Source organism: Brevibacillus sp. JB24b (assembly GCF_051713385.1).
GTDB lineage: Bacteria > Bacillota > Bacilli > Brevibacillales > Brevibacillaceae > Brevibacillus_B > Brevibacillus_B laterosporus.
The window spans coordinates 1,426,333-1,451,069 of record NZ_JBNVQV010000001.1 but is presented as its reverse complement, the minus strand read 5'-3'; the positions used below and the strand labels follow the sequence as shown (position 1 = coordinate 1,451,069).

The window sequence follows — 24,737 nt, the reverse complement described above, 5'->3', positions numbered from 1 at the left end:
AAAAACAAAGTATGTTGGGTGCTCTTCTTCTAAGGCTGATGAAGCATATCCAAATATTTTCCAAGTCCATCATGATTAGAAAGGAGCAGTTCGGCGTGTAGCTCGGCTTCCTCGCGCCAATCTTGGTATCGCGAAGAAGTATCTAAAGGCGCTTTTGCCGGTTCTGGATGCAATAGATACGCTTGCTCGCTATCTTCAATAAAACGGAGCTCTATAAAAATAGTAAGCATTCGCTCCACAATGGAACGCTTTAACTTCAATTTTTTAGCTAATGCATCAAGATGAGCCTTGTTGATTTTACCATATTGTCGAAAAATTTGATACAGCGCTTTAAAATCTTCTCGGCTCGGTACATGCAGCAATTCAAAAGCCTCATCCGCTTCTCCAAATAAGCAGTACACTGAATCCATTTCATGTAACGTAGCCATAGCTTGTCCCAAAGCAGATTTAGAAGAAGGAAGATCATATAAAACGATCGAGCGACATCCTTCTTTCCAGTCACCTTGTATCTCTCCCGCATTCGTTACATAAAGGAGTGACCTTTGAAGCAATTGTTGACTCGCAAGTAACGAGTACAAACGTTGATGATTAGCTTCTTGGAATGTAATTGTAATCAATTCATCCGTAGCTATCTTATCCAGCCATTTTTTCTCTTTATCACGCGAGCCCCGCCAGTCAAAAATCTGCTTATGCTTTACCGCTACATCACGAAGCAAGAATTGAGGCTTTCGTAACCCATTCCATTCATTAATCTGCAATTCACCAAGCACTGAAAGCTTTGATGTTGGGGCTACGCGTTCCATAATTTGGGCAAAACCAAAGCCGATAGCATCTAGTTGCGATTTCTCCTGCGACAATACACATTTAAGATGTGTCTCATCCTTGCCAATTTTACGCATACCTTGATGCCCGACTTCTTCACAGACAAGCATTGGAGTAGGGTTACCCATGCCGAATGGAGCTAAAGCTTCCAGTTCTATAGCAAGATCTAGACTCATTTCATCAAAGGCCACTTCAAGATCTACTCTTGTTTTGGGAATGAAGTCTTCTGGTTGTAACCATTCTTGTGATATACGATGCAACGCCTTGCGAAGCAAATCTACATTCTCTACAGGCAATGTCATACCTGCTGCCATTGTGTGCCCACCATAATGTGGTAGAAGTTCCTTGCACGCTGTCAATGCCTCATACATGTCAAAGCCAGCAATGCTTCGAGCCGAGCCTTTAGCTGTGCTTTTTTCAGAATCGATACCAAGCACGATAGCAGGTCGATAGAATTTCTCTACTAAGCGAGAAGCGACAATACCAACAACTCCAACATTCCATCCCTCTTTGGCTACAACCAGCACTCCATTCTGATCAGCAGGATATAACTGTTCTACCATTTCAATCGCTTCTTCTGCCATTGCTTGAACTAGCTCTTGGCGCTCACGATTCAACTCATCGAGTACTTCCGCTTGCTCCTTCGCTTCCTGTATATCCTCTGACACGAGCAATTTGACCGCTGCTTCTGCTGTTTCTAGTCGTCCACCTGCATTGATACGCGGACCAATAGCAAAGCCAACATGTCCCGCAGTAATCTCTTTCTCCTGAAGGCCGCACACATCAAGTAAAGCTTGGATGCCTACATTGTGTGTTCGATTTAATCGTTGCAATCCTAAGCTTGCTAGTACCCTATTTTCATCTACTAGGGGTACAAGGTCAGCAATCGTTCCTATTGCTGCCAAATCGATTAAATCCATCGGAGGTTCTTTTAACAGGGCATGTGCCAGCTTAAAGGCAACACCAACCCCAGCCAGCATGTCAAATGGGTAGGAACAGCCCGGTTTTTTAGGATTCATTACCGCAAACGCATCAGGTAGAAGCTCAGGTGGTTCATGGTGATCCGTCACGATGATATCAAGCCCCAGCTGATTTCCATGCGCTACCTGCTCTACTGCACTAATACCAGTATCTACAGTCACGACAAGCCGAAAACCGCTGTCATAAATGTATGACAACGCTGTTTGGTTTAATCCGTATCCTTCTTTAAAACGATTCGGTATATAATAATCAAATGTGGCTCCCAATTTTCGTAACAAATGCACCATCAAAGCAGTGGAGCTAACTCCATCCGCATCATAGTCTCCATATATACAAATCGGTTCCTGGCGCTCAATCGCCTGTTGGATTCGATGCACGCTTTTGTCCATGCCATCCAATAAAAATGGATCATGTAGCTGTTCTGGACTCACATGCAAAAAGTCACGTGCCTTTTGTGACGTATCCATCCCTCTTTGAACGAGCAAACGTGCCAGCAAAGGTGATATCCCACACGCTTGGGCAATCTCTGCACTTATTGCTTCATCATATGGGGTGAGTTGCCATCGCGATTTCGCTTGTAGCATGAGGCAGCCCTCCAATCCTCATCCATTATATAAAGAAATAGAGGGCATGCCAAGCATTCTTATAAACGCAAAAAAGCGTACTCTTTAAGAAAATCATTTTCCAAAGAAGCTTGGCTTGTGAAAAAGCCCAATAATAGCTGCCTTATCCACGAGTCTTAGAAGATTCCTCATCCCATGACTTTCCTTTTTCATCATATGGATTTATGTGAACAAACACATTTCGAATATCCTGATGTTTCTCCATTAAGTTTCGTTTTACATTTTTCCCGATTCGATGCCCATCCTCTACAGTTATGTTCGGGTCAACTGAAACCTTAATATCAACAATTTGATAGTGACCAGTTTCTCTAGCCCACAACTCATCAATTCGTAACACTCCCTCAACCTCCATAACTGTTTCACGCAACGGCAAGGCATCTTCTTCATGCAACACATGATCCATCGTTGAATGAATCGATTCCTTTAAAATATCGTAGGCCGTTTTTAATACAAGGAGGGATACAAAAATCCCAGCAATTGGATCAAGATAAACGGTCCAAGCTACCCCCATTTTTTCCCCCAGGATAGCTCCACCAACACCAATTAACGCAGCAAACGAGGAATATACATCAGAGCGATGCTCCCAAGCATTCGCAATTAATGATTGGCTATTTAATTTCTTTCCTAAATTATACTTATATCGAAACATCCATTCTTTTATTACCATCGAGCCTAATGCCGTCCATACCGCTAACATTCCAGGAGGCTCAAGCGGTTCATAAAGCGATTTATACGATGAATAAGCAATTTCAAAGCCCACAATAGCAAGTAGGATAGATACGATAATAGCTGAGATAGACTCTGCTTTTCCGTGCCCATAAGGATGATCCTGATCAGGAGGTGCCTCCGCTGCGCGAAGCCCTATTAAAACAGCAACTGATCCAATTACATCCGATGCAGAATGAACAGCATCAGCTACCATCGCTCTCGAATCAGCTACCATGCCAACAAGTAATTTGACTAGTGCGAGCAACAGATTGCCAACAATACCTATCCATGCAGCAAACTGAGCCTTTGCCAAACGATTTTCCATCTGGTTTCCTCCTCTTGTATATATTGTATGTACTTTGAGAATGAAAAAAACCGCAGGGGACATCCCCCACGGTTTATTCTATCCAATTTAGTTCTCATTAGGAGTAGCTTTCAATGCTTTTTTCTTCATTTCACGTTCTTTCATGGATACCCAAATTTGTGCAGCGATAAAGATTGAGGAATACGTACCGCTGATCAAACCGAAAATAAGAGCCAAGGAGAAGTTACGAATGCCTTCGCTACCAAAAATAGCAATCGCAGCAGCCGTAATGAACACGGTCAAAACAGTAAAGATAGAGCGGCGCATACTTTGCCACAAGCTCACGTTTACCATGTGCTCTAAGTCCTCAATGGTTTTTGTTTTCATTGTACGCATATTCTCACGGATACGGTCAAAGATAACAATCGTATCATTGATAGAATAACCCACGATTGTTAAAATCGCCGCAATAAACGTTAAATCTACTTCCAAACGGAACAAGGAGAACAACGCAATCGGGATAAAAGCATCATGTAAAATGGAGATAACGCAAGCAATCCCGAATAAGAATTGGAATCGAATGGCAATATAGACAACAATCCCGGCAGAAGCAACTAAAACAGCGATAATGGCTTTATTCACTAGCTCATTAGCAATCACAGGGTCAACCGTAGATTCCTGCTTCGTTACCTGATCACCGTATTTTGCTTTTACAGCGGCCTCAACCTCTTTTAATTTTTCTGGAGTGATGGTTTCTGTAAACGTTGTTGTTGCAAATTCTTTATTATTACCAAACTTCGTTACATCTTTAAAATGAACATCAGGAATTACTTTTGTAATAATTTGTTGAACATCTGCTTCATTAAATTGTTTGTTAATAAATAGGTCCAAACGAGTACCTGCTGTGAAATCAACGCCTTTGTTTAGACCAAACATTAGCATCGAGGCTAAGCCTAGGACTAATAAGATACCTGAAAACCAATAGAATTTGTGTCGGTTTTTAACAATATCAAATTTAACAACATCTTTTTCCTTAGAGTTCACCGATTTCACTCTCCTTTACACCAAACCAGCGAGGCTTCTTAAACGCATTGGAACGAAGAAGCAACCATAGCAAAAAGCGAGAGCCAAACACGTTGGTAATCAAGCTTACAATCAGAGTCATTGCTAGGATAATCGCGAAACCTTGAATGGAGCTCGTCCCAAAGTAAAAGAGCACGACACACGCAATCAAAGTAGTAACATGTGAATCAATGATCGTAATCAATGAGCGACGTTCACCGGCACGGAAAGAAGACAGAATCGTTTTACCTGTCATAATTTCCTCTCGAATACGTTCATAGGTAATAATGTTAGCATCTACCGCCATACCTACGGCCAAAATAAAGCCGGCAATACCTGGTAACGTAAGCGTAGCATGCATCCATTGTAAAACTACTAAACATACGTAAATAAACGCTGTTAAAGTGATATTTGCAATCAAACCAGGAACACGGTATACAAAAAGCATAAAGATAAAAATTAGTGCTCCACCGATATAGCCTGCGTTAATCGTCTTTTTCAAAGCAAGATCACCGAGGCTTGCTCCTACTGCCGTTACTTGCTTTTCAATTAATTTAGCTGGTAGTGAACCGGCATTTAGCGTTTCTGCTAATTCACGTGCTTCTTCTTTTGTGTATTTACCCGTTATTTGCGCACTACCACCTGTAATAACAGATTGAATCGTAGGATTTGTTAACAGGTTTTCATCCAAAAAGATGGCAACTGGTTTTCCTAAATTGTTACGTGTTACTTCAGCAAACTTTTCTGCATTGGCAAACTTCAGAGTTACAAGCGGTTCGTTTAGCTCACCGTAGCCAACAGCCGCTCCACCAGGTGCCAGGTCTGTTCCACGCATAACAACTTCACCTGTCATATCACGGAACGTCAATACAGCTGGTTTTCCGATCAATGTACGTAGCTTCTCAGGATCGGTAACCCCTGCTAATTTCACGCGTACGCGGTTAGGTTTCTCAATTGTTACCTCTGGTTCAGAAACCCCACCAATATTTACACGTTTTTCAATCATCTGAGCTGTTGCTGCAAGTAGTTCAGTGTTTGTTTTGTGTGTTGCATCAAGAGGTTCTACTTCATACAAAATTTCAAATCCGCCTCTTAAGTCAAGACCAAGTACGATATTACCCGCTACTTTTGTGGTAGTAGTGGCCATGAGCGTACCTAAGAGTCCGATCACCAGTAGGAAGAGAACAAATCTACTCCACTTTATCATCTAACATAATGCCCCTTTCCCAATGGATACCAAGCGTTCATACGCAAATATCCCAATTCAAAGAATCAATATGCCCATTATAGACTTGTAGAAAAATGCATGTCAAATTACCCCGTTATTTTTATACATATTAATCATCACATAGTTCATATATTTGCTAATTTTTAAGGAAAGGATATCGTTAACGAGGCGATGTAGGGTGGGCCGTTCCTCTCCTTTGTAGGCTGATATGACACAATCCCATACCTCTTCAGGAGTAATGTTATCGTAGCCGAGAATCAAAAATTCCTCTGCCTTACTTTTACATAAAACTAACATTTCCTGATATTTTTCAACCTCGATATAGCTCACCATATTCTCTCTATTTTCCATATTTATACACCTCTTTACGTGACCTTAGTTGTTTTAAAATCTTTCTCCCACACATAAAATCTAGTCATGCCCTAGGTGGCACGTCCATATGGTAATAGTGTAGTCATTAAAGCTTACAGGTAAATGTTAAAGAGAAGGGGCTATCCCTATGAAAAAATCCTTTTTTTACGGTACCATGGTACTCATCGTAGCAGGTGCCATTACTAAGGTTCTCGGTTTCGCCCATCGCATTATTCTTTCCCGCTTGATTGGTGCAGAAGGTATGGGTCTGTATCAAATGATCGTCCCACTTCTCTACTTTCTGATTACCATTACTACATTTGGTCTGCCTGTTGCCATCGCTAAACAGGTTGCAGAAGCGGAAGCAGCCAAAGATCGCCAGCAGTCTAGAAGATTTTTATACTTGGCATTAGCTATTACAACTGGACTTAGCACGCTAGTCTCATTATTGTTAGGTGTTGGTGCTCGTTTTTTCACAGAATTGTTCTTTACGGACTCACGAACCCATTTGTTATTGCTGACAGCTTTACCTATATTACCAATCGCTAGTATCTCGGCTGTCCTACGTGGTTATTTCCAGGGAAAACAAAATATGGTACCGACAGCCCTCTCTCAATTAATTGAGCAAGTAGTCCGTATTCTAATAGTGATAGGTATGACTATCACGCTTGCCCCTTACGGAATTCTTTTTGCTACCATTGGCGCAGTTGGTAGCATCTTATTGGGCGAGCTAGCTGGGCTTTTATACATGGTATGGAATTATAAAAAAAACAGGCGTGAACTGGGAGATCTGCTAAAGAGACCTGGCTCACGAAGAGCATTGTTTAAAAAAAGCTCTCCAGCTATCAAGCAACTCTTACATGTATCCCTACCGGTCACGATGAGCCGCGTAGTAGGTTCTATTGCTTATGTGATGGAACCAATGCTTGTCCCCTATGCTCTCATACTAGCAGGGTATAAAACCATTCAGGCGACCTCCTTATATGGTCAATTTTCTGGAATGGCTGTTCCCCTGTTACTTTTCCCTACTTTTCTTACCTATTCGTTATCCATTTCAATGGTTCCTGCTGTAGCAGAAGCTGCTTTTGAGAAGAACAGCAGGCTAGTTCATCGCCGCATTTATCAAGCAATGCGGATCACACTAGTCATTGGAGCTCCCTGTGCTGTTTTATTATATGTATTTGCCGAGCCTCTCTGTCAACTATTATACAAGCAAGCTGAGGTAGGATTATTATTAAAGCAATTAGCACCATTTTCCGTATTTTTGTTTTTCCAAGCTCCATTAGCTGCCGCTCTTCAGGGTTTAGATCAAGCACATGTTGTGTTCCGTAATACCCTGATTGGAACAATCGTCAAAATTGCATCGATGTTTCTACTGACATCTCGTCCTGAATTTGGAATTAATGGAGCGATCATTGCGCTAAATTTAAACATTACGTTAGTTACAATGCTCCATTTTGCTAGCCTTGTCAAAGGCATTGGTTTTACTATTCAGGTTGCCGAATTCGTAAAAATTGGCTTAGCTATGCTAGCTATCGGATATTGCAGTACGTATATGTCAGAGCACTGGTTCAAAGATACTGGTTTACTCCAAATGTTAATGATATGCTCTTCTGCTTCTATGTTTCTCTATATGATATTACTTGTTAGCATGAAGGTACTTGGTAAGCAAGATGTAGCACGCATTCCTTGGATTGGCGAGCAATTAAGCATGTTTTTCCCCCGCAGGTAATTATTTGCGGGGGGGTTGGGTTTTATTTACAAACAACTTACCTTGTTCATCAATGCTACAAAACATAATCTCGTTCGCATGACGAATGCCTAGCTTTTTTAATTCCTGTTTGAGCCAAAACATATTTTTACCTATTTTATCCACAGCATCAACCTGCACTTCTCCATCCATGATTAAGGGAATAGGAAAAACCACATTCAGACCCGATGAAGATTTTTTGGGTTTCTTTTCTTGTAGACCTAAATCTTGCAAGGTAACAGGCGACTTTTCTGGTTTCGTGAATACACTGACCTTTCCTGTCGTTTCCAATATGGCAAATTCAACATCAGCTAGGTTTTTTATATTTTCTTGACGTAAATGAATCAATAGGTCATCAAAGTTGAGTCGGTTTTTTTTCATCGCTTCTTCTCTTATTTCACCATTTGCAATCAAAACATCTGCTTCTCCGTTAACGAAATTCCTGATCTTTTTACTTTTCATAAACAAATACGCCATTCCAATTTCCAACAGCATAATAAGGATCATGGGCGAAAACATGTGCAGAAGTGGTTTATTAACCTGATCAATGGCAAGTACTGCCATTTCTGCCAGCATGATAGAAATAACAACATCAAACAAAGACATTTGCCCCAGTTCTCTTTTGCCCATCAGCCTCATGATGAGTAGGAGGAAAAAATAACTAAAGAGGGTACGCATAAGTATGGTTACTAGCTCCACGGTATAAGACCTCCCACATGTTCATCTACCTTATCTAGTAGTGTCCACGGGTACATCCTACCTTATGCGTCCCTCTCTTTTCCTTTCTGTTATAGCCATTTTTTCTTTTTAAAGACATAGAGCATCCATGACGTCAATAAAATCATTGAACCGAATGCGATGACAAACATGACAGGCTCTGCCTTATCCCCCATCCACCCAAAGGTGTTCATCCCAAAAATGCCTGTGATAAAGGTTAGTGGCAGAATAACAGTAGAAATAATGGTTAGGATACGTACTGTTTCGTTACTTCTGCCCGTAATAATCGTGTAATAAGTATCAAGTGCACCGTTTACTAAATCTCGAAATGTTTCTGTTGAGTCAACAATTCGTTCCAAGTGATCGGTTAAGTCAACATAGAAAGGAACATTTTCCTCTGAGATGTCGAAGGAGTATCGACCGTTTACATTGGCAAAAATCCTCTTTTGTGGCAAGATCACTCGACGAATTAAAATTAGAGTACGTTTTAACGCTAAGAATTCTTCCGTAATTTCTTCAGTTTGATGCTCATACATTTCATCCTCCAAATCATCAATACGAACACTTATACGGTCCATGATTGGAAAATATTCATCGGTAATCCCATCAACAATTGCATACAACAAATAATCTGGTCCTCGATTTAAGAAGTAATTGCTTCGATGACACTGAGCTGCGATACGCCCAATCGTAATCATTGGTGATTTATGAATAGTAACAATGTAATTAGGACCAAGAAAAACATTAAGCTCTACTGTCGTAATCTCGGTGTCGCTTTCCTCATTATAACGTAATGCGTGAAAAACGAAAAAATAGTAGTCATCATATTTATCCACTTTCGCACGTGGGCTGACGTGCAAACAGTCCTCAATGGCCAATGGATGGAACTCAAAAATTTTCGCAATATAATGCAGTTCCTGATTTCCCACATCATACAGATCAATCCACAATAAATCCTCTGGAGATTTCAGCCATTTATCCTTGGTTGTTAAATCTACATCATGGATCATCTTTTGTTCGGAATGATTATAAAAATAGGTTTTTATCATCGGTATCCTCACCCCCGTCTTTTTCCCTTATCCATCATACGAAAATTCGCGACGATGTTCAATCAAGAGATGAATAAGCCTGTCAAGCCTCTCATATAGATGATAGTAAGAAAGTGAATCATAAAGAGAGGATGGGATCGTGTTATGCGCAGTCATTCCGCCTCGGTGATGACGGGATTATTTCTAACGCTTGGCCTTGTCTTACTTGGTTCTATTTTTGCTGCATTACTTCTTTCCTTTACCAATGTAAAGGAAAGCTCACTACCCTACTTTAGCTATGTCATTAACATTTGTAGCTTGTTGATTGGCGGCTTTGTAACGGGGCGCAGATGCGGAGCAAGTGGCTGGTATTATGGAGGATTAACCGGTTTAGGCTATTTCTTTCTCGTCTTACTGATAGGGTTTTTAGGCTTTAATGCACCAATTAATCTTTCAACCTTATTGTATACTCTTTTTGCCTTTCTTATAGCAGGGATCGGCGGTGTCTTTGGTGTTAATACGTCCAATCGGCGGTAACTTCGATCTGGTGAATTGCACAGGCTTGTTCTTTTGCAAAGGAAAAAGCTGTTAGCAATACGCTAACAGCTTTTTTGTGTTTATGATTTATTTCGTATCTTCTGCAGGTGCTTCCAATTCCTCTTTTTTCGTTTCCGCTACTTCTTTTGTAGGGTTAGAAACGGTAACAGAGTTTACTGCACCGCGGTCGAACGTCATGTGTACATTGTGTGAAACCTTCAAAATAAGTGTATCGTCAGTAATGTCTTGGATAGTGCCATGCAGTCCTCCAATTGTTACAACGCGATCCCCTTTTTTCATAGCTGCCAACATACCATTGCGCTCTTTATTACGTTTTTGTTGAGGGCGAATCAACAAAAAGTAAAAGATCACAAACATAATAATAATCGGCAACAATCCACCTAAACCTTGCATGGTTCATCCTCCTTAGTTCTTAGAAAGATCTATTTTCACCCAAACCATATTGGGCAAAAAACTGGTCCCTGAAATCTCCCAAACGATCTTCACGGATCGCTTGGCGCACTTTTTCCATCAATTTAATGAGAAAGTGCAGGTTGTGATGCGTAGTTAAACGTATACCAAAGGTCTCTTCAGCTTTGATCAAATGACGAATGTAAGCACGCGTATAATTTTTGCACGTGTAGCAATCGCAATTAGGGTCAAGTGGAGTAAAATCACGCGCAAATTTAGCATTGCGAACGACTAATCTTCCTTGGCTCGTCATGCATGTCCCATTTCGCGCTATACGAGTTGGTAACACACAGTCAAACATATCAATTCCACGAAGTGCACCCTCAATGAGAGCATCTGGAGAACCTACCCCCATTAAATAGCGAGGTTTATTATCCGGTAACAATGGAACTGTGTAATCTAGCACTTCATACATCAGCGGGAATGGTTCTCCTACGCTAAGTCCACCGATGGCATACCCTGGAAAATCCATCTGTACAAGATCACGTGCGCTTTGTTCCCGTAAATCCTGGAACATACCACCTTGTACAATCCCGAATAAAGCTTGATCGTCCTTACGCTCATGCGCATTCAAACAACGCTCTGCCCAACGGGTTGTTCTCTCCATCGATTTTTTCACATAATCGTACTCAGCTGGATACGGGGCACACTCATCAAAAGCCATCATGATATCGGCACCAAGTGCATTTTGAATTTGCATTGCCTCTTCAGGTCCAATAAACAGCTTTTCCCCATTTAAGTGAGAGCGAAAGGATACTCCCTCTTCTGTAATCTTACGTAAGTTGCTTAAACTAAATACCTGAAATCCACCACTATCTGTTAAAATAGCTCCGTTCCAGTTCATAAATTTATGCAAGCCACCTGCTTCTTTAACGATCTGGTGACCCGGACGCAAGAATAGATGATACGTATTACTCAAAATAATGTTAGCGCCCATCCCGCTGACTTCTTCTGGGGACATGGTTTTAACTGTGGCTTGAGTCCCAACCGGCATGAATGCTGGGGTTTCAAAAGTACCATGCGGGGTATGAACTCGTCCCAGTCGTGCGCCCGTCTGTTTGCACGTTTTAATTAATTCGTAGCGTACTGCCAAAGTATCTGCACTCCTCAATAACCAGATGTGAACACCATCTGTTTCTTAGCATGTTTTTCCTACGTCTTATCTATTATAAAAGGTCTTATCATGAATCACAAGAAAACGTATAAAAATTCTTTTATTTAATTAACATCGCATCTCCAAAGCTAAAGAAACGATACTTACGGACAATCGCATCCTGATAAGCACGAAGAATATTTTCACGTCCAGCCAAGGCACTAATAAGCATGACCAGGGTTGATTTAGGTAAATGGAAATTAGTAAGGAGCCCGTCAATAATCGCAAACTCATAACCAGGATACATAAAAATATCCGTCCAGCCAGACTGAGCAACCAGCTTTCCACCATGTTCTTTTGCAATAGTCTCTAACGTTCTACAAGATGTAGTTCCAACAGCAATGACTCGCTTACCTGCTTCTTTTGCACTATTGATCAAATCAGCCATTTCCTGTGTTAATTGATAATGCTCCGCATGCATAACGTGCTCTTCAATTACATCTGCTTCTACAGGGCGGAATGTTCCTAATCCAACGTGTAAAGTAACATAGGCTACTTTAATTCCTTTTTCCTGAAGCTGTTTCAAATAATCTTGCGTAAAATGTAAGCCCGCTGTCGGTGCTGCAGCAGATCCTAACTCTTTAGAGTAAACAGTCTGATACCGTTCTCGATCGTCTAATTGTTCATGAATATATGGTGGCAAGGGCATTGAACCTAATCGATCTAAAATCTCATAGAAAATTCCCTCGTAAGAAAATCGAACAATGCGTCCTCCTGTTGGTGTAATCTCCTCGCAGACACAGCGAAGCATACCATCACCAAACTCTATCTCAGCTCCTACTTTAAATCGCTTCCCTGGACGTGCCAAGGTTTCCCAACGATCATCACCTAGCGATTTAAGTAACAGAATCTCAATTTTAGCCCCTGTCTCACTTTTTACGCCAATCAAACGGGCGGGCAACACGCGACTGTCGTTTACAACCAGCACGTCCCCCGCTTCTAAATACGTAATTAAATCCGTAAACTGCTGATGAGTTACTTCACCTGTTTGTTTATCAAGAACAAGCAAGCGAGACCCTGTGCGATCCTCTAGTGGATGCTGGGCAATCAACTCTTCTGGCAGATCAAAATCAAATAAAGTTACATCCACGTTTCTCTAATCTCCTTTTTCGCAATTCATTGCTGTTAGATATCCTACTAAGACTCCGAGGGCATTGGGAGTTGAAAATGCGTGTAACAAGCTGGTGTCGCAATACGTCCACGCGGTGTTCGCTGAATGAACCCAATTTGTAACAAATAAGGCTCACATACATCTTCAATCGTTTGAGATTCTTCTCCAATGGTAGCTGCAATAGTATCCAATCCTACTGGTCCGCCTGCAAATTTTTCAATGATGGCAAGAAGTAATTTATGATCAATATGATCTAATCCGCAAGCATCCACTTGAAGCCTCACTAAAGCTTCATGTGCAATTTCTTGTGTAATAATCCCTTCACCCTGAACTTGAGCAAAATCCCGGACACGTTTTAATAAACGATTGGCGATACGCGGTGTACCTCGCGAACGTTTGGAAATTTCCAGGGCCCCACCTTCTTGCATACCGATCTGTAGTATGTCTGCTGCACGCGAAACAATGAAAGCTAATTCTTCAATTGTATAGAATTCTAAACGATTAACGACCCCAAATCGATCACGTAGTGGAGATGAAAGTAGTCCCGCACGCGTCGTAGCTCCTATCAATGTGAAGGGAGGTAGATCAAGGCGGACATTGCGAGCACTTGGCCCTTTTCCGATGATGATATCTAGAGCAAAATCCTCCATTGCTGGATACAAGACTTCTTCTACACTGCGATTGAGTCTATGTATCTCGTCAATAAACAGTACATCCCCTTCTTGTAGATTCGTAAGGATGGCAGCTAAATCACCTGGTCGTTCAATGGCTGGTCCAGAGGTTGTTTTTAAATTAACACCTAGTTCATTAGCTATAATCTGGGATAAAGTTGTCTTTCCTAAACCTGGAGGTCCATATAATAGTACATGGTCCAACGCCTCTTTGCGCATTTTAGCAGCTTCGATAAAGACCTTTAAATTCTCCTTTACCTGCTTTTGCCCGATGTATTCGGATAAGAAGCGAGGACGCAAACTAAATTCGTTAGCATCTTCTTCCCACTGCATGTGGGTCGTAATAATCCGATTATCGTCCATCTTTTATCCCCTCATAAAGAGCGCAAGCCCCTGTTTAATCAATTGTTCTACACTGGCCCCAGTCTTCGCTGATTCCAACAATTTAGGACGAATCCCTTGAGTTTCGTTGTCTGAATAACCTAAAGCCATCAATGCCTGCATGGCTTCTTCTAACGCAGCCATGTCGGAATTTCCCTTCACCAATAAAGATTCTGGTGCAGACGTAACTAGCATAGATGGTGTAAATCCCTTCAACTTATCTTTCAAATCTAAGATCATGCGCTGAGCTGTCTTTTTCCCAATACCAGGAAACTTCGTTAAGTAGGTCACATTCTCTTGTTGAACAGCGGAGACAATTTGGTCAGGTGTAGCCCCAGCTAATATAGCCAAGGCTCCTTTTGGTCCGATGCCATTCACATCAAGTAATCGGCGATATAAATCACGTTCGTCTCTAGTTGCAAATCCATACAAATGAATCGCATCTTCACGTACATGGTGATGAGTAAATAAGCGGCAAGATTTCCCTTCATCTTTCACAAAATAATAAGGATTAGGACAAAAAACACGGTAACCTAGCCCACCTGCTTGCACTACAACGTATTCCGTATCTATATAAGAGACAATTCCCTCTACAAAATCAATCATTTCTTTGCACCTTCCGATATATCATAATACGTGCGGCTTTGAGCATGAGTAATCGCTACACCCAATGCGTCCGCTACGTCATCCGGTTTTGGTACTTCCTTTAACTTCAATAACATCCGTACCATTTCTTGAATTTGTTTTTTCTCAGCTCCACCGTAGCCAGTTACCGCTTGCTTGATTTGCATCGGTGTGTATTCAAAAACCGGGATTCCTTTTTGCTCAGCAGCTAAAATAATGACACCACGAGCCTGTCCTACAGTAAAAGCTGTAGTCACATTTCGATTAAAAAATAATTTTTCTATGCCCATTTCATCAGGCTGATACGTATCTAAAAGCTCGATGGTAGCATCATACACTTGGCGCAAGCGTAGGGGCACAGGTGTATGAGCTTCTGTCTGTATGCTACCATACTGCACAGGCTTTAAGGAACTTCCTTCTTTATCTATAAATCCAAACCCGACAATTGCAATCCCCGGGTCAATTCCAACTATCCGCATTACGTTCTCTCCGCTTCTTCCTGTCTTCCTCTAACTGTAACACAAACCAGACAGATTGCGAACATGCATTTCCGTTGAAAGTTTGATAACCCAATCCGAAAAACAATCGAACCCTAGCATTTTTTAAACCATTTCTTCGTCATTTTACGATTATTTTTCTCGAGTTTAATCTGTTGATTGATAAGGCCAACGCAAAGGCCAACACAGAAAAAGCCTGCTGAGATTTTCTCAACAGGCTTCCCTGCCTCGTTCAAAAACGTGGGACGGCCAATTAATGTTTGTTCATACCAAGTTCATCTGCTGCGTCATGTAGCATGTGAGCGTAATCGTCCACTTCATTCTGCATTTGCTTTTCGATATTATTTATTCTTCGATAATCCAATTTGTTATGACCTTGGTTAAGCTGAACATACAAGCGTTGGTGGAACTGGTCTTTGTAGCTTCCTCCTGGCATTGAAGACATACAAGAACTCCTCCTTCACATGGCCGTCCCCTACAGTATGCGATGTTAATGATTGTGGTATGTATCCCGATTTTACCTATTCCGTTCATTCGTAAAGGACGACAAGCTTTGAATGAAATGGATAACTGGAAGCATCCTATGGCTATAATCATTTGATTTGTTATCTCAAAGGGGGATATGTTATGAAAAAGAAATCCTTTTCTAGTCTCTATTTTCTGCTAATCTGCTTTTGTTTGCTATTCTCCCCCTCCACTGTTTTTGGAAAACATCATGCGTACGTAAGAGAAACAGATAAACCCGCTCCCTTTGCTCCGGGTTCCTTGCCTCAGGGGGGATTGACCATCATTGTCAAAACTTCTGTAAATGCTACTTTCCAATCCAAACTGACAGTAACAGGTCGGGAAAAATGGGGACAACTAATTGAAGCTAGGCCACGCATTTCAAGCTCTGAACCGGAATTTATTCGAGCCATAATCTATACGGAGAAAAATCGTTATCTATATAGTGACGATCAACGTCTATTTGAACAGGCTTCATTTCAAGAAGTACTATTAACGAACCCGTTACGTAAACACCTTGAAAAATGGGTTTCTTTAACAGAACAGAAGCATTATGGTACCTTATCTGGGTGGAATGAGGTGCAACGAAACTTTAAGCGTATGTCATATGGAACTGTCACAGATATTGAATCAGGTGAACAATTCCGTGTACAACGTCGTGCTGGTAGTGATCATGCCGACGTACAACCTTTAACGAAACAAGATACTTTCATTATGAAGAGGATATATCAAGGAAAATGGAGCTGGAAAAGGCGCGCCATTTTACTAACTATCAACGGACAGCATTACGCAGCTTCTATGCACGGGATGCCTCACGGTGGTGATGGAATTGCTGGAAATCAATTTAACGGGCATTTTTGTATTCATTTCCTAGGTAGCTCTACTCATAAGCGTCCCGAACCGGATGCTGGCCACCAATTTATGATTCGAAAAGCGGCTGGAACACTCTATTCTGCCTTGCGGAAGGCTAGTCCTCTCCAAATTATTGATTACTATCTCACTTGCTTACGAGAAGAAGAGCCTCTTGCTTCTTTTTTGGTTGCTGGATCACCAAGCTCTCTGGCTTCCATGAATGATCCAGTGTATGTTCGTGAACCGTTGCACCCACTTTTAGATAAGATGACAGCAGAAGAGCAAACCAGTGATATGTTCTCGGTCACCATCCCTGTGCAACTCTCCTATACAGAAAAAGGGAAGAACTATCAAAGAGTCTGTTATTTTACGTTAGTTAGAGGCTCTCAATGGGATCGTTGGCGAATTGCTGAAATGGAGCTTGTTGGAGAGTAACAGGAAAACGGCGATTAAAAAGGATGTTCCAAAGCAAGCTTGCTTTTCGGAACATCCCTTTTTATCTTCTAAACCTGCAATTGTCGATTCACTTACGCAGATACTGTTTCTGAGGTTGTCTGAGAAGAGCTTTTAACTACCTTGTCATTTCGAGACAAGCAGATATTTAATACAATTGCAGTTAGCGAGCCTGTAACGATACCGTTTTGCATAATCATCTTCGCCATTCCTGGTAGCTGATCAAACATTTGTGGTACCACTGCGGAACCTAAACCTACCGCTATACTACAAGCTGCAATTAACAGATTTTCATTTTTGGATAGATCAACACTAGATAAAATATTAATACCTGATGCCACTACCATACCGAACATAGCGATCATAGCCCCACCTAGTACAGCATCAGGAATAACAGTTGTAAGTGCAGCCAATTTTGGTAGCATTCCCAATGCAACTAGGATTACACCGGCACCCATAATGGCTTCCCGCCCTTTGATACCCGTCAGGGAAAGCAAACCCACATTTTGTGAGAAAGCGGTATACGGAAAGGCGTTAAAAACGCCACCCATTGTAATAGCAAGACCTTCTGCACGTAAGCCCTTTACCACTGTTTTGGATTCAATCTTGGTGTCAGTTACTTTACCGACTGCAAAATAGACACCGGTAGATTCCACCATACTGATCATATTTACTATTATCATAGTTAGAATTGCCATTATATCAAAGCGAGGCGTACCGAAATAGAATGGTTGTACAATGCTAATCCAGGAAGCAGTCCACACATGTGAGAAGTCAACCATGCCCAAGAAAAAGGCAATCATTGTGCCGGTCACAAGTCCAACCAATACGGCAATTGATCGGATAAATCCAGTAAAAAAGCGATTAAACAACAAGATTAAAAGCAAGGTTACAAGAGCTAGAAGTAAATTAGTAGGTGAACCAAAAGAAGCATTCCCTTCCCCACCAGCCGCATTCTTCATCGCAACAGGAATTAAGGATAAACCAATGATAGTGACAACTGAGCCTGTAACCACCGTTGGAAAAAAGCGTAGCATTTTACCAAATAAAGGCGCAAACAAAAATACAAAAATACCAGATACAATAATAGCTCCATATGCGGTTGTTAAGCTGTTACCAGCTGAAAGTGACACGGCAATAATGGGTCCTACCGCTGTAAAGGTACATCCCAGCATGACGGGAAGCCCCGATCCAATGTACCTTCCCCCATACACTTGAAGCAAGGTAGCAAGTCCACTAGTGAAGAGGTCCGCCGCGATTAGATATGCCATCTGTTGTGGCGTTAATCCTAATTCTTTACCGATAATGAGCGGAACAATAACAGCTCCCGCATACATCGCTAGAACCTGTTGAAAGCCCAAGGTAAAAATCTTTTGCTTGCTTAACATTGTGCTCTACCTCTCCCTTTTTGCCTTACGATTTGCATGCACCGATTTCCTCGATGAATTCAATACCTGTTTCAGGCGACATCGATTTGATTCGAGCTAACGAATGAATAGCAATCCCTCTGTCTTCCAGCAAACCTCGGCCTTCTTGGAAGCTTTTTTCTATGACAGCACCTACGCCTACTAACTCGGCACCAGCTTCTTTTACAATGTCGCATAACCCTACTAAAGCAGCTCCCGTAGCCAAGAAATCATCTACGATTAGTACACGCTCACCAGGCTTTAAATAGGCTTTAGCCACACTAATTTGATATGTTTCTTTGCGTGTGAACGAATGCACAGATGCCGTATACACATCATCCGATTGCGTAATTGCTTTTTTCTTTTTCGCATACACAAAAGGGACTTGTAGCGCAAAGCCCGTTGCCATTGCAAATTGAATCCCACTCGCCTCGATTGTTAAAACCTTCGTAATCTTTTCTTTAGCAAAGCGCTTTGCAAATTCTTCTCCGATCAGCATGGCTAACTTTGAATCCACCTGATGATTTAAAAAAGCATCTACCTTTAATACCGTATCAGATAATACGTTTCCATCCTGACAAATTCTTTCCTGTAATACCTTCATGAGTAGCCAAAAGCCCCTTTCCACATTTCAACAGAGTTATTTAAAAAAACAAAAAAACCCAAAAGGACAAGGCACTTGAATAACAACGTTCAAGTGAAACCTGTCCTTCTGGGTTTTTATCCCTTAGGTGTAGCTTTGTAATACATAACAAAGCTTGCATCGCTTGGACCAGTCCTTTTGTCAATAAACGAGCGACAAAAACGGAACCCTAGATGCACTTTCACTCGTAGTCAGATGAGATTATCGGTCATCCGGTAGAAACTTATGGGCCATATCCCCAAGAATTATACGAGTCATTTGAAATTGAATAGGTACACTGTAACATACCCACTATTTTTCGACAAGCAGTAAACACATCTAGCTCTTCAACATATTTTCCCATTATAAAATAGGAAGCGATTTCATAGAATAGAATCGTTCACCTGCTCTTATCCTCGTAACATTCGCACAAATTGGTATTCAACAAAAACAACCCGCTCTTCTGATATACCTACATACAGAGAAGCTGGTTGTTTTTTGTTGATAGATAATTAGCGATCTTTTGATTACTGAGGTTCAATCTGTCGTTGAAATTCGCTAAAAGTAGATAAAATACTGTTATATTCAGCAAGATCATGTACACGAATACCTTTATATAAGTGTCCAATCTCTTCTTTAGAAAGGCTCGCTTTCATACTGTCCGTATTAATTCGATAGAAGGTTTGAATCACTTTCTGATAGTCTGGTAAACCTTCAAAAAAAGTTAAAAAACCGTCAGGAGACAAGCCAAAGTAACCATTTTCTTTACAAATAGGAGCAAGATCATTCTCTTCTTTATGCAACACAATATAATCTGGATGAACCGAGACCAGCTCCCATCCGGCATACGGTTTCAATATTTGCTCTAACGTATTTTCTCTTACTTCTTTTTTCTCCTCACCTGTTACTCCACATACGTACGTACGAGTTAAGACGACCTGTCTTGGCATGGAGAATACAGGGACGCTTTCTTCCCCTTTAATCTGAGATGATATCCTACTTTTATCTACTTGATTGGTAAGCTTCATTTCAAGACGTGAAGCCCAGAACCCCAGTACTAACCCTACTGTTAACATAAGAAACAACATTAGCCATTTCCACTTCAGTTTTGCTGGGCGCAATGATTTGTGCATAGCAGAAAAACCCCTTTAGATGGCGTTTTCTCCTATTATTCTCCATCTCTAACGAGTTTTATACAATTATAGATTACTGAATAAATACCGAACATTAGTACAAGATAGAAGATCATAATTCGTTATTTTTGTTAATGTAAGCGTTTTTTATGTTGTCCACTTCGCATTTTACTCATGAAATCTTCGTAAATTTTGTGTTACTCCCCCCAAATTGTCTGTCGAAATTTAAAAACTTGTGATATGATCGAACTTGTCCAATTCTCAACATTTATAATATTTTAAGGGGGCTTTTCACTTGAAGAAGACACATCTAAACAGTGTGCTAGCTACCTCAATGGTGCTAAGTATGTTTGCTCTTCCTACAGCTCATGTAGGCGCAGAAGGAGAAAGCATTATTAAATTACGTTTAATGGAAACAACAGATATCCATACAAACGTAGTGAACTATGACTACTATAAGGATGCTCCAACTGACCAATTTGGTCTAGCTAAAACAGCTACCTTGATCAAAAACGCACGTGGTGAAGTTACGAACAGTGTTTTGTTTGACAATGGTGACTTGATTCAAGGAAATCCACTTGGCGATTTCATTCATGAAAAAGGATTGAAAGACGGAGAGGTTCATCCAATTTACAAAGCGATGAATCTACTTGATTATGAAGTAGGTAACATCGGTAACCATGAATTCAACTTTGGCCTTGACTATCTACAAGCTTCACTTAAAGGCGCAAAATTTCCATATGTAAATGCTAATATCTATATCGACGACAAAGATAACAATCCTGATAACGATAAAAACTACTTCACTCCTTACCACATCTTTGAAAAGAAGGTAAAAGATGAGAGCGGGAAAGAAGTTACAATTAAAATCGGTGCAATCGGATTTACTCCTCCACAAGTAACTGCTTGGGACAAGGGTCACTTAGAAGGTAAAGTAATTGCTAAAGATATCATTGAAACTGCAAAAAAATTCGTTCCACAAATGAAAAAAGAAGGCGCAGACATCATTGTTGCAATTCCTCACTCTGGATTTGAAAAGGCTCCAGCAAAAGGAAATGACGAAAATGCAGTTTACTACCTAAGTAAAGTAGAAGGCATTGATGCTATCCTGTTTGGTCATGCTCACAAGCTGTTCCCTAGCAAAGATTTTGATGGGATTGAAGGCGTTGACACAACAAAAGGTACTATCAATGGTGTTCCATCTGTTATGCCAGGCTTCTGGGGCGATCATCTAGGTGTTATCGACCTAACTCTTAAGCAAGTAGATGGAAAATGGCAAGTGATTGATTCTACAACCGAAGCACGTCCAATTTATGATGTTGCTACCAAAAAAGCTCTTGTAGAAGCTGACAAAGATATTCTTAATGCTGTAAAAGAAGACCATGAAGACACTTTGGGCTATGTTCGTGGACCGGTTGGGGAAACAAAAGCTTCCATCAACAGTTTCTTTGCATTAGTTAATGACGATCCATCTGTCCAAATCGTTTCAAATGCACAAAGATGGTGGGCAGAAAAAGCAACACAAGGCACAGAATTCGAAGGAACTCCAATCTTGTCTGCAGCTGCACCATTTAAAGCAGGTGGACGTAACGGTGCTGAATACTATACAGACATCCAGTCTGGTACTATTGCTGTTAAAAACGTCTCAGATCTATATATCTATCCAAATACAATTAAAGCTGTTTTAATCGACGGTAGCCAAGTAAAAGAATGGTTAGAGCGTTCTGCTGGACAATTTAATCAGATCGATCCAAACAAAAAAGAAGAGCAAGCATTAGTTAATGATGCTTTCCCAACTTATAACTTTGATACGTTGGATGGAGTAGAGTATCAATTCGATCTGACTCAGCCTTCCCGTTACGATATCAAAGGTACTTTGGTTAATGAAAAGGCTAATCGCGTAATTAACCTACAATATAACGGTAAACCTATCGATCCTAAGCAAAAATTCATCGTGGTAACAAACAACTATCGTGCTTTCGGTGGTGGTAATTTCCCTGGTATCGACGGTTCTAATGTAATTATCGATTCCCCAGATGAAAATCGTGAAGTATTAATTAACTACATTAAAGCTCAAAAATCCTTTAATCCAACAGCTGATGGAAACTGGGGTTTTGCACCAATCAAAGGCGATGTAAAAGTAACGCTAACATCTTCTCCTAAAGCAAAAGAAGTTGCTGAAAAGCTTGGATACATCAAACATATTGGTGAAGGCGAAAACGGTTTTGCTAACTACAGCATTGACCTTTCTACAACAACTCAAAAAGTAGCTGAATCTGCGGATACTTCTAAAGAAGAAGTGAAGAAAGAAGAGCCTAAGAAAGAAGATGCTTCTAAAGAAGAAGTGAAAAAAGAAGAGCCTAAGAAGGAAGACGCTTCTAAAGAAGAAGTGAAAAAAGAAGAGCCTAAGAAGGAAGACGCTTCTAAAGAAGAAGTGAAAAAAGAAGAGCCTAAGAAGGAAGACGCTTCTAAAGAAGAAGAAGTGAAAAAAGAAGAGCCTAAGAAGGAAGACGCTTCTAAAGAAGAAGAAGTGAAAAAAGAAGAACCTAAGAAAGACTCAAATAAGCTGGTTGCTGTTCGCGCAACGGCTGAAGGCCTAGGCATTCAAGTAGCCTACGATAATAAAACAAGAAGTGTTACTTTGACTAAAGGTGATGCCAAACTTGTTTATGTACTTGGTGCTTCTGAAGTAATTGTTAATGGTAAAACCGTAGAAACAAATTCTGACATCGTGAAAAACCGCCTATTCCTACCAGTTGGTCTTTTGGAGGAAACTTTCGGGGTAACAATTAAATAATTAGATTAAAAAAGAGAAAGGGACTCCCTTTCTCTTTTTTAATGAAGCGAACAACGTACGTCTATATCAGATCAAAAATAAAAGGAGAGAAAGATCCTCTCCTCCTACTCTATACGAATAAATTTCTCAAACATTGACTCCATCGTCTCAGTTGCCACTCTGAATGGACCGTATTGTTTATGTTCCTGAGTAATCTGCCAAATTGCTTCATGAACATATTCAGGATAATCGGTAATAACCCCATCAACCCCCATTTTTAAGAAGGTATAAATGGATTCATAGCTATTGGCAGTCCATACATAAACCGCTTTATTTAATGACTTGGCTTCTTTCAATACAGACTTGTTCAGCATGTATTCCTCCATTACGAAAAAATCACCTGGTAAGTCTTTTAACCCTGTTCGATTAGCAAATAATACAAACCCTACTTGTAAATTCGGATTGGTTCTCTTTACGTTATACACCACTGTATCATGCAAGGACTGAATAACACATTCCGTTTCAAATTTATTTTCTTTCAATATGCGTAGCAGGCTAGTGATAACATCCTTTTCCTGCTCGTACCCATGTAGTTTTACTTCTATGTTTAATTTTATTTTATTCTTAGCAAATTTGATGACTTCGTCTAATGTACTAATCTTTCCACTATATCTTCCTTGTTGCAGTGTGACTTCTCTTAATTCAGCTAATGTCATCTCATAAACATGTTTATTTATGCCTGCAAGCCGAGACAAATTAATATCATGTATAACTACGAGCTGTTTATCTTTCGTCTGTAAAATATCAATCTCTGCATAGTCAGCATGCGCGTCAATAGCTCCTTGTATGGCTTCCAGTGTATTTTCTACCCCTTTTTCTGTAGCACCTCGATGTGCCATGGTTATTGGTTTATGCTCGAAAGCAGGAAACACATACAAAAAGTTAACGACAGCTATAATAACCACACTCACGATAGCCATGTAGCTAATGAGTAATTTGTACTTATGTCTTTTTACAAATGTAGGATGTTTATCTGGGCAGACATGAGGATCATCCATTACGCGAATCTCTTCCTCACCAGCTTTACGAATATAAAACCAAGTCATAATGGATAGCATTAATGGTGTCAAAAAAATGGCAAAGATATAGATGAGATGTGTATATGCTATCGCTCCTAAAGCAGCCAAATAGCTATTGCTTGTTGACGTAGAAAGTCGGTACAATAGTTCAGAAACCCCATCTACAGATAAAAACAATAAGAAAAGCCCCGCAATGGTAAAAAGGGCTACAATAACAATACGCCCTAAATTCTTTTTGACAATTTCCCCACTCTTTTTAGCCGCTTTCCAAAAGCTTTTCTCCTCAAGCACTATAATCGGTAAAGCAAACATCCACCGAATGTTAATACAAAATACTAATAAAAGCACACCGATATACAGATAAACACCATATTCCATTTTAAATAATTCGCCTGTGATAAAATTAGGGATAGCTAATGTCGGAAGTAAAGTGCTACTGACCCCCAACTTCATTAAAGGACGCAATAACAATAGATAGAGGGCAAAAACAGGCAAAGAAAAAGTAAAAAGGGCTTGCAATGGTGACAACGCCTTACGTAACACAAAACGTAAATGCACTTTCTGTTCTTTACCCGCGTAATAGATCAGTAGAATTAATACAGCAAATTCGTAAAAAATGATCAAAACAGAAAATATCATCAACAGCACACTGGCTAATATTCCATACTCAGTAAGAAAAAAGTACAAGAGATTCTCATTTGCAGCATAGGTATACCCACTCTGTTGAATTAAGTTTTTCAAAACTACTGATAAGAATGGAATTACAATTATGATAGTAAATAGACGGTACATAATTTCAAACAACAAGATATTCCAAAAAGAATACTTCAACGTCTTCCAAGCGTATTTAAATAAATTCATCCAGTCTTCTCCTTACAACTCACCATCTTTAT

Annotated in this window: 22 protein-coding genes and 1 riboswitch; of the genes, 4 read left to right on the top strand and 18 right to left on the bottom strand. The window is 40.4% G+C overall.

Annotated elements, in window-relative coordinates; all coding sequences use genetic code 11:
• Positions 1 to 29: 29 nt before the first annotated feature.
• The 5 genes from recJ to ACQV1I_RS07050 all read right to left on the bottom strand — a co-directional run bounded on the left by recJ (position 30) and on the right by ACQV1I_RS07050 (position 6,079).
• Positions 30 to 2,387 carry a single-stranded-DNA-specific exonuclease RecJ gene (recJ, locus tag ACQV1I_RS07070; RefSeq protein ID WP_116333187.1) on the bottom strand — a complete coding sequence of 786 codons (2,358 nt, stop codon included), beginning with the start codon at positions 2,385 to 2,387 and terminating at the stop codon, positions 30 to 32.
• Positions 2,388 to 2,529: 142 nt separating this feature from the next.
• Positions 2,530 to 3,459 carry a cation diffusion facilitator family transporter gene (locus ACQV1I_RS07065; protein WP_116333186.1) on the bottom strand — a complete coding sequence of 310 codons (930 nt, stop codon included), beginning with the start codon at positions 3,457 to 3,459 and terminating at the stop codon, positions 2,530 to 2,532.
• Positions 3,460 to 3,546: 87 nt separating this feature from the next.
• Positions 3,547 to 4,482, bottom strand: coding sequence for a protein translocase subunit SecF (secF, locus tag ACQV1I_RS07060; RefSeq protein ID WP_116333185.1), 936 nt, complete (start codon positions 4,480 to 4,482; stop codon positions 3,547 to 3,549).
• Positions 4,472 to 5,707, bottom strand: a complete 1,236-nt coding sequence (secD, locus tag ACQV1I_RS07055) for a protein translocase subunit SecD (protein WP_116333184.1) — start codon at positions 5,705 to 5,707, stop codon at positions 4,472 to 4,474. The genes secF and secD overlap by 11 nt, the downstream gene beginning before the upstream one ends.
• Positions 5,708 to 5,809: 102 nt before the next feature.
• Positions 5,810 to 6,079: a post-transcriptional regulator gene (locus ACQV1I_RS07050; protein ID WP_116333183.1), complete on the bottom strand. Its 270-nt coding sequence runs from the start codon at positions 6,077 to 6,079 to the stop codon at positions 5,810 to 5,812.
• A 148-nt stretch (positions 6,080 to 6,227) separates the two neighbouring features.
• Here ACQV1I_RS07050 and spoVB point away from each other — a divergent pair, with 148 nt between their 5' ends.
• On the top strand, positions 6,228 to 7,811 hold the full coding sequence (spoVB, locus tag ACQV1I_RS07045; RefSeq protein ID WP_116333182.1) for a stage V sporulation protein B: 1,584 nt from the start codon (positions 6,228 to 6,230) through the stop codon (positions 7,809 to 7,811).
• Here the strand turns inward: spoVB and ACQV1I_RS07040 are convergent, their stop codons facing one another.
• Together ACQV1I_RS07040 and corA are read right to left on the bottom strand one after the other, a co-directional pair.
• A complete protein-coding gene (locus tag ACQV1I_RS07040) occupies positions 7,812 to 8,528 on the bottom strand; it encodes a DUF421 domain-containing protein (RefSeq protein ID WP_197261754.1) in 717 nt (238 codons plus the stop codon). It abuts the gene before it with no gap.
• Positions 8,529 to 8,617: 89 nt separating this feature from the next.
• Positions 8,618 to 9,595 (bottom strand): magnesium/cobalt transporter CorA, encoded by a 978-nt coding sequence (gene corA, locus ACQV1I_RS07035; RefSeq protein WP_018672217.1) that lies wholly within the window; start codon positions 9,593 to 9,595, stop codon positions 8,618 to 8,620.
• Between the two features lie 144 nt (positions 9,596 to 9,739).
• On the opposite strand from corA, the gene ACQV1I_RS07030 reads away from it, so the two are divergent.
• The gene (locus ACQV1I_RS07030; protein WP_018672218.1) at positions 9,740 to 10,111 is read left to right on the top strand and encodes a TIGR04086 family membrane protein; all 372 of its coding nucleotides are present in this window, start codon (positions 9,740 to 9,742) and stop codon (positions 10,109 to 10,111) included.
• An 87-nt stretch (positions 10,112 to 10,198) separates the two neighbouring features.
• Here the strand turns inward: ACQV1I_RS07030 and yajC are convergent, their stop codons facing one another.
• The 7 genes from yajC to ACQV1I_RS06995 all read right to left on the bottom strand — a co-directional run bounded on the left by yajC (position 10,199) and on the right by ACQV1I_RS06995 (position 15,464).
• Positions 10,199 to 10,525: a preprotein translocase subunit YajC gene (yajC, locus tag ACQV1I_RS07025; RefSeq protein WP_094701890.1), complete on the bottom strand. Its 327-nt coding sequence runs from the start codon at positions 10,523 to 10,525 to the stop codon at positions 10,199 to 10,201.
• A gap of 19 nt (positions 10,526 to 10,544) precedes the next feature.
• Positions 10,545 to 11,675, bottom strand: a complete 1,131-nt coding sequence (gene tgt, locus ACQV1I_RS07020; RefSeq protein ID WP_018672220.1) for a tRNA guanosine(34) transglycosylase Tgt — start codon at positions 11,673 to 11,675, stop codon at positions 10,545 to 10,547.
• A gap of 121 nt (positions 11,676 to 11,796) precedes the next feature.
• A complete protein-coding gene (gene queA / locus ACQV1I_RS07015) occupies positions 11,797 to 12,825 on the bottom strand; it encodes a tRNA preQ1(34) S-adenosylmethionine ribosyltransferase-isomerase QueA (RefSeq protein WP_116333181.1) in 1,029 nt (342 codons plus the stop codon).
• 47 nt (positions 12,826 to 12,872) lie between these two features.
• Positions 12,873 to 13,880: a Holliday junction branch migration DNA helicase RuvB gene (ruvB, locus tag ACQV1I_RS07010; protein WP_018672222.1), complete on the bottom strand. Its 1,008-nt coding sequence runs from the start codon at positions 13,878 to 13,880 to the stop codon at positions 12,873 to 12,875.
• Positions 13,881 to 13,883: 3 nt separating this feature from the next.
• The gene (ruvA, locus tag ACQV1I_RS07005; RefSeq protein ID WP_116333180.1) at positions 13,884 to 14,504 is read right to left on the bottom strand and encodes a Holliday junction branch migration protein RuvA; all 621 of its coding nucleotides are present in this window, start codon (positions 14,502 to 14,504) and stop codon (positions 13,884 to 13,886) included.
• Positions 14,501 to 15,001, bottom strand: coding sequence for a crossover junction endodeoxyribonuclease RuvC (gene ruvC, locus ACQV1I_RS07000; protein ID WP_094701896.1), 501 nt, complete (start codon positions 14,999 to 15,001; stop codon positions 14,501 to 14,503). Before ruvC ends, ruvA begins: the two co-directional genes overlap by 4 nt.
• A 271-nt stretch (positions 15,002 to 15,272) precedes the next feature.
• Complete coding sequence (locus ACQV1I_RS06995) at positions 15,273 to 15,464, bottom strand: hypothetical protein (protein ID WP_018672225.1); 192 nt, start codon at positions 15,462 to 15,464, stop codon at positions 15,273 to 15,275.
• A gap of 182 nt (positions 15,465 to 15,646) precedes the next feature.
• On the opposite strand from ACQV1I_RS06995, the gene ACQV1I_RS06990 reads away from it, so the two are divergent.
• A complete protein-coding gene (locus ACQV1I_RS06990) occupies positions 15,647 to 16,810 on the top strand; it encodes a hypothetical protein (RefSeq protein ID WP_116333179.1) in 1,164 nt (387 codons plus the stop codon).
• Between the two features lie 92 nt (positions 16,811 to 16,902).
• Here ACQV1I_RS06990 and ACQV1I_RS06985 read toward each other — a convergent pair whose 3' ends face one another.
• From ACQV1I_RS06985 to ACQV1I_RS06975, 3 genes are all read right to left on the bottom strand, one after another.
• Positions 16,903 to 18,216 (bottom strand): nucleobase:cation symporter-2 family protein, encoded by a 1,314-nt coding sequence (locus tag ACQV1I_RS06985; protein WP_018672227.1) that lies wholly within the window; start codon positions 18,214 to 18,216, stop codon positions 16,903 to 16,905.
• Between the two features lie 25 nt (positions 18,217 to 18,241).
• Positions 18,242 to 18,838, bottom strand: coding sequence for a xanthine phosphoribosyltransferase (locus ACQV1I_RS06980; RefSeq protein WP_026315214.1), 597 nt, complete (start codon positions 18,836 to 18,838; stop codon positions 18,242 to 18,244).
• Between the two features lie 103 nt (positions 18,839 to 18,941).
• Positions 18,942 to 19,061: riboswitch (guanidine-I (ykkC/yxkD leader) on the bottom strand.
• 322 nt (positions 19,062 to 19,383) lie between these two features.
• Entirely contained in the window at positions 19,384 to 19,989 is a 606-nt protein-coding gene (locus tag ACQV1I_RS06975) for a BofC C-terminal domain-containing protein (protein ID WP_094701900.1), read from the bottom strand.
• A 295-nt stretch (positions 19,990 to 20,284) separates the two neighbouring features.
• Between ACQV1I_RS06975 and ACQV1I_RS06970 the strand changes: the two genes are divergently transcribed.
• Complete coding sequence (locus ACQV1I_RS06970) at positions 20,285 to 22,786, top strand: bifunctional 2',3'-cyclic-nucleotide 2'-phosphodiesterase/3'-nucleotidase (RefSeq protein WP_116333178.1); 2,502 nt, start codon at positions 20,285 to 20,287, stop codon at positions 22,784 to 22,786.
• Between the two features lie 104 nt (positions 22,787 to 22,890).
• On the opposite strand, the gene ACQV1I_RS06965 is transcribed toward ACQV1I_RS06970, so the two are convergent.
• Positions 22,891 to 24,705: a glycerophosphodiester phosphodiesterase gene (locus ACQV1I_RS06965; RefSeq protein ID WP_116333177.1), complete on the bottom strand. Its 1,815-nt coding sequence runs from the start codon at positions 24,703 to 24,705 to the stop codon at positions 22,891 to 22,893.
• Between the last annotated feature and the right edge of the window lie 32 nt (positions 24,706 to 24,737).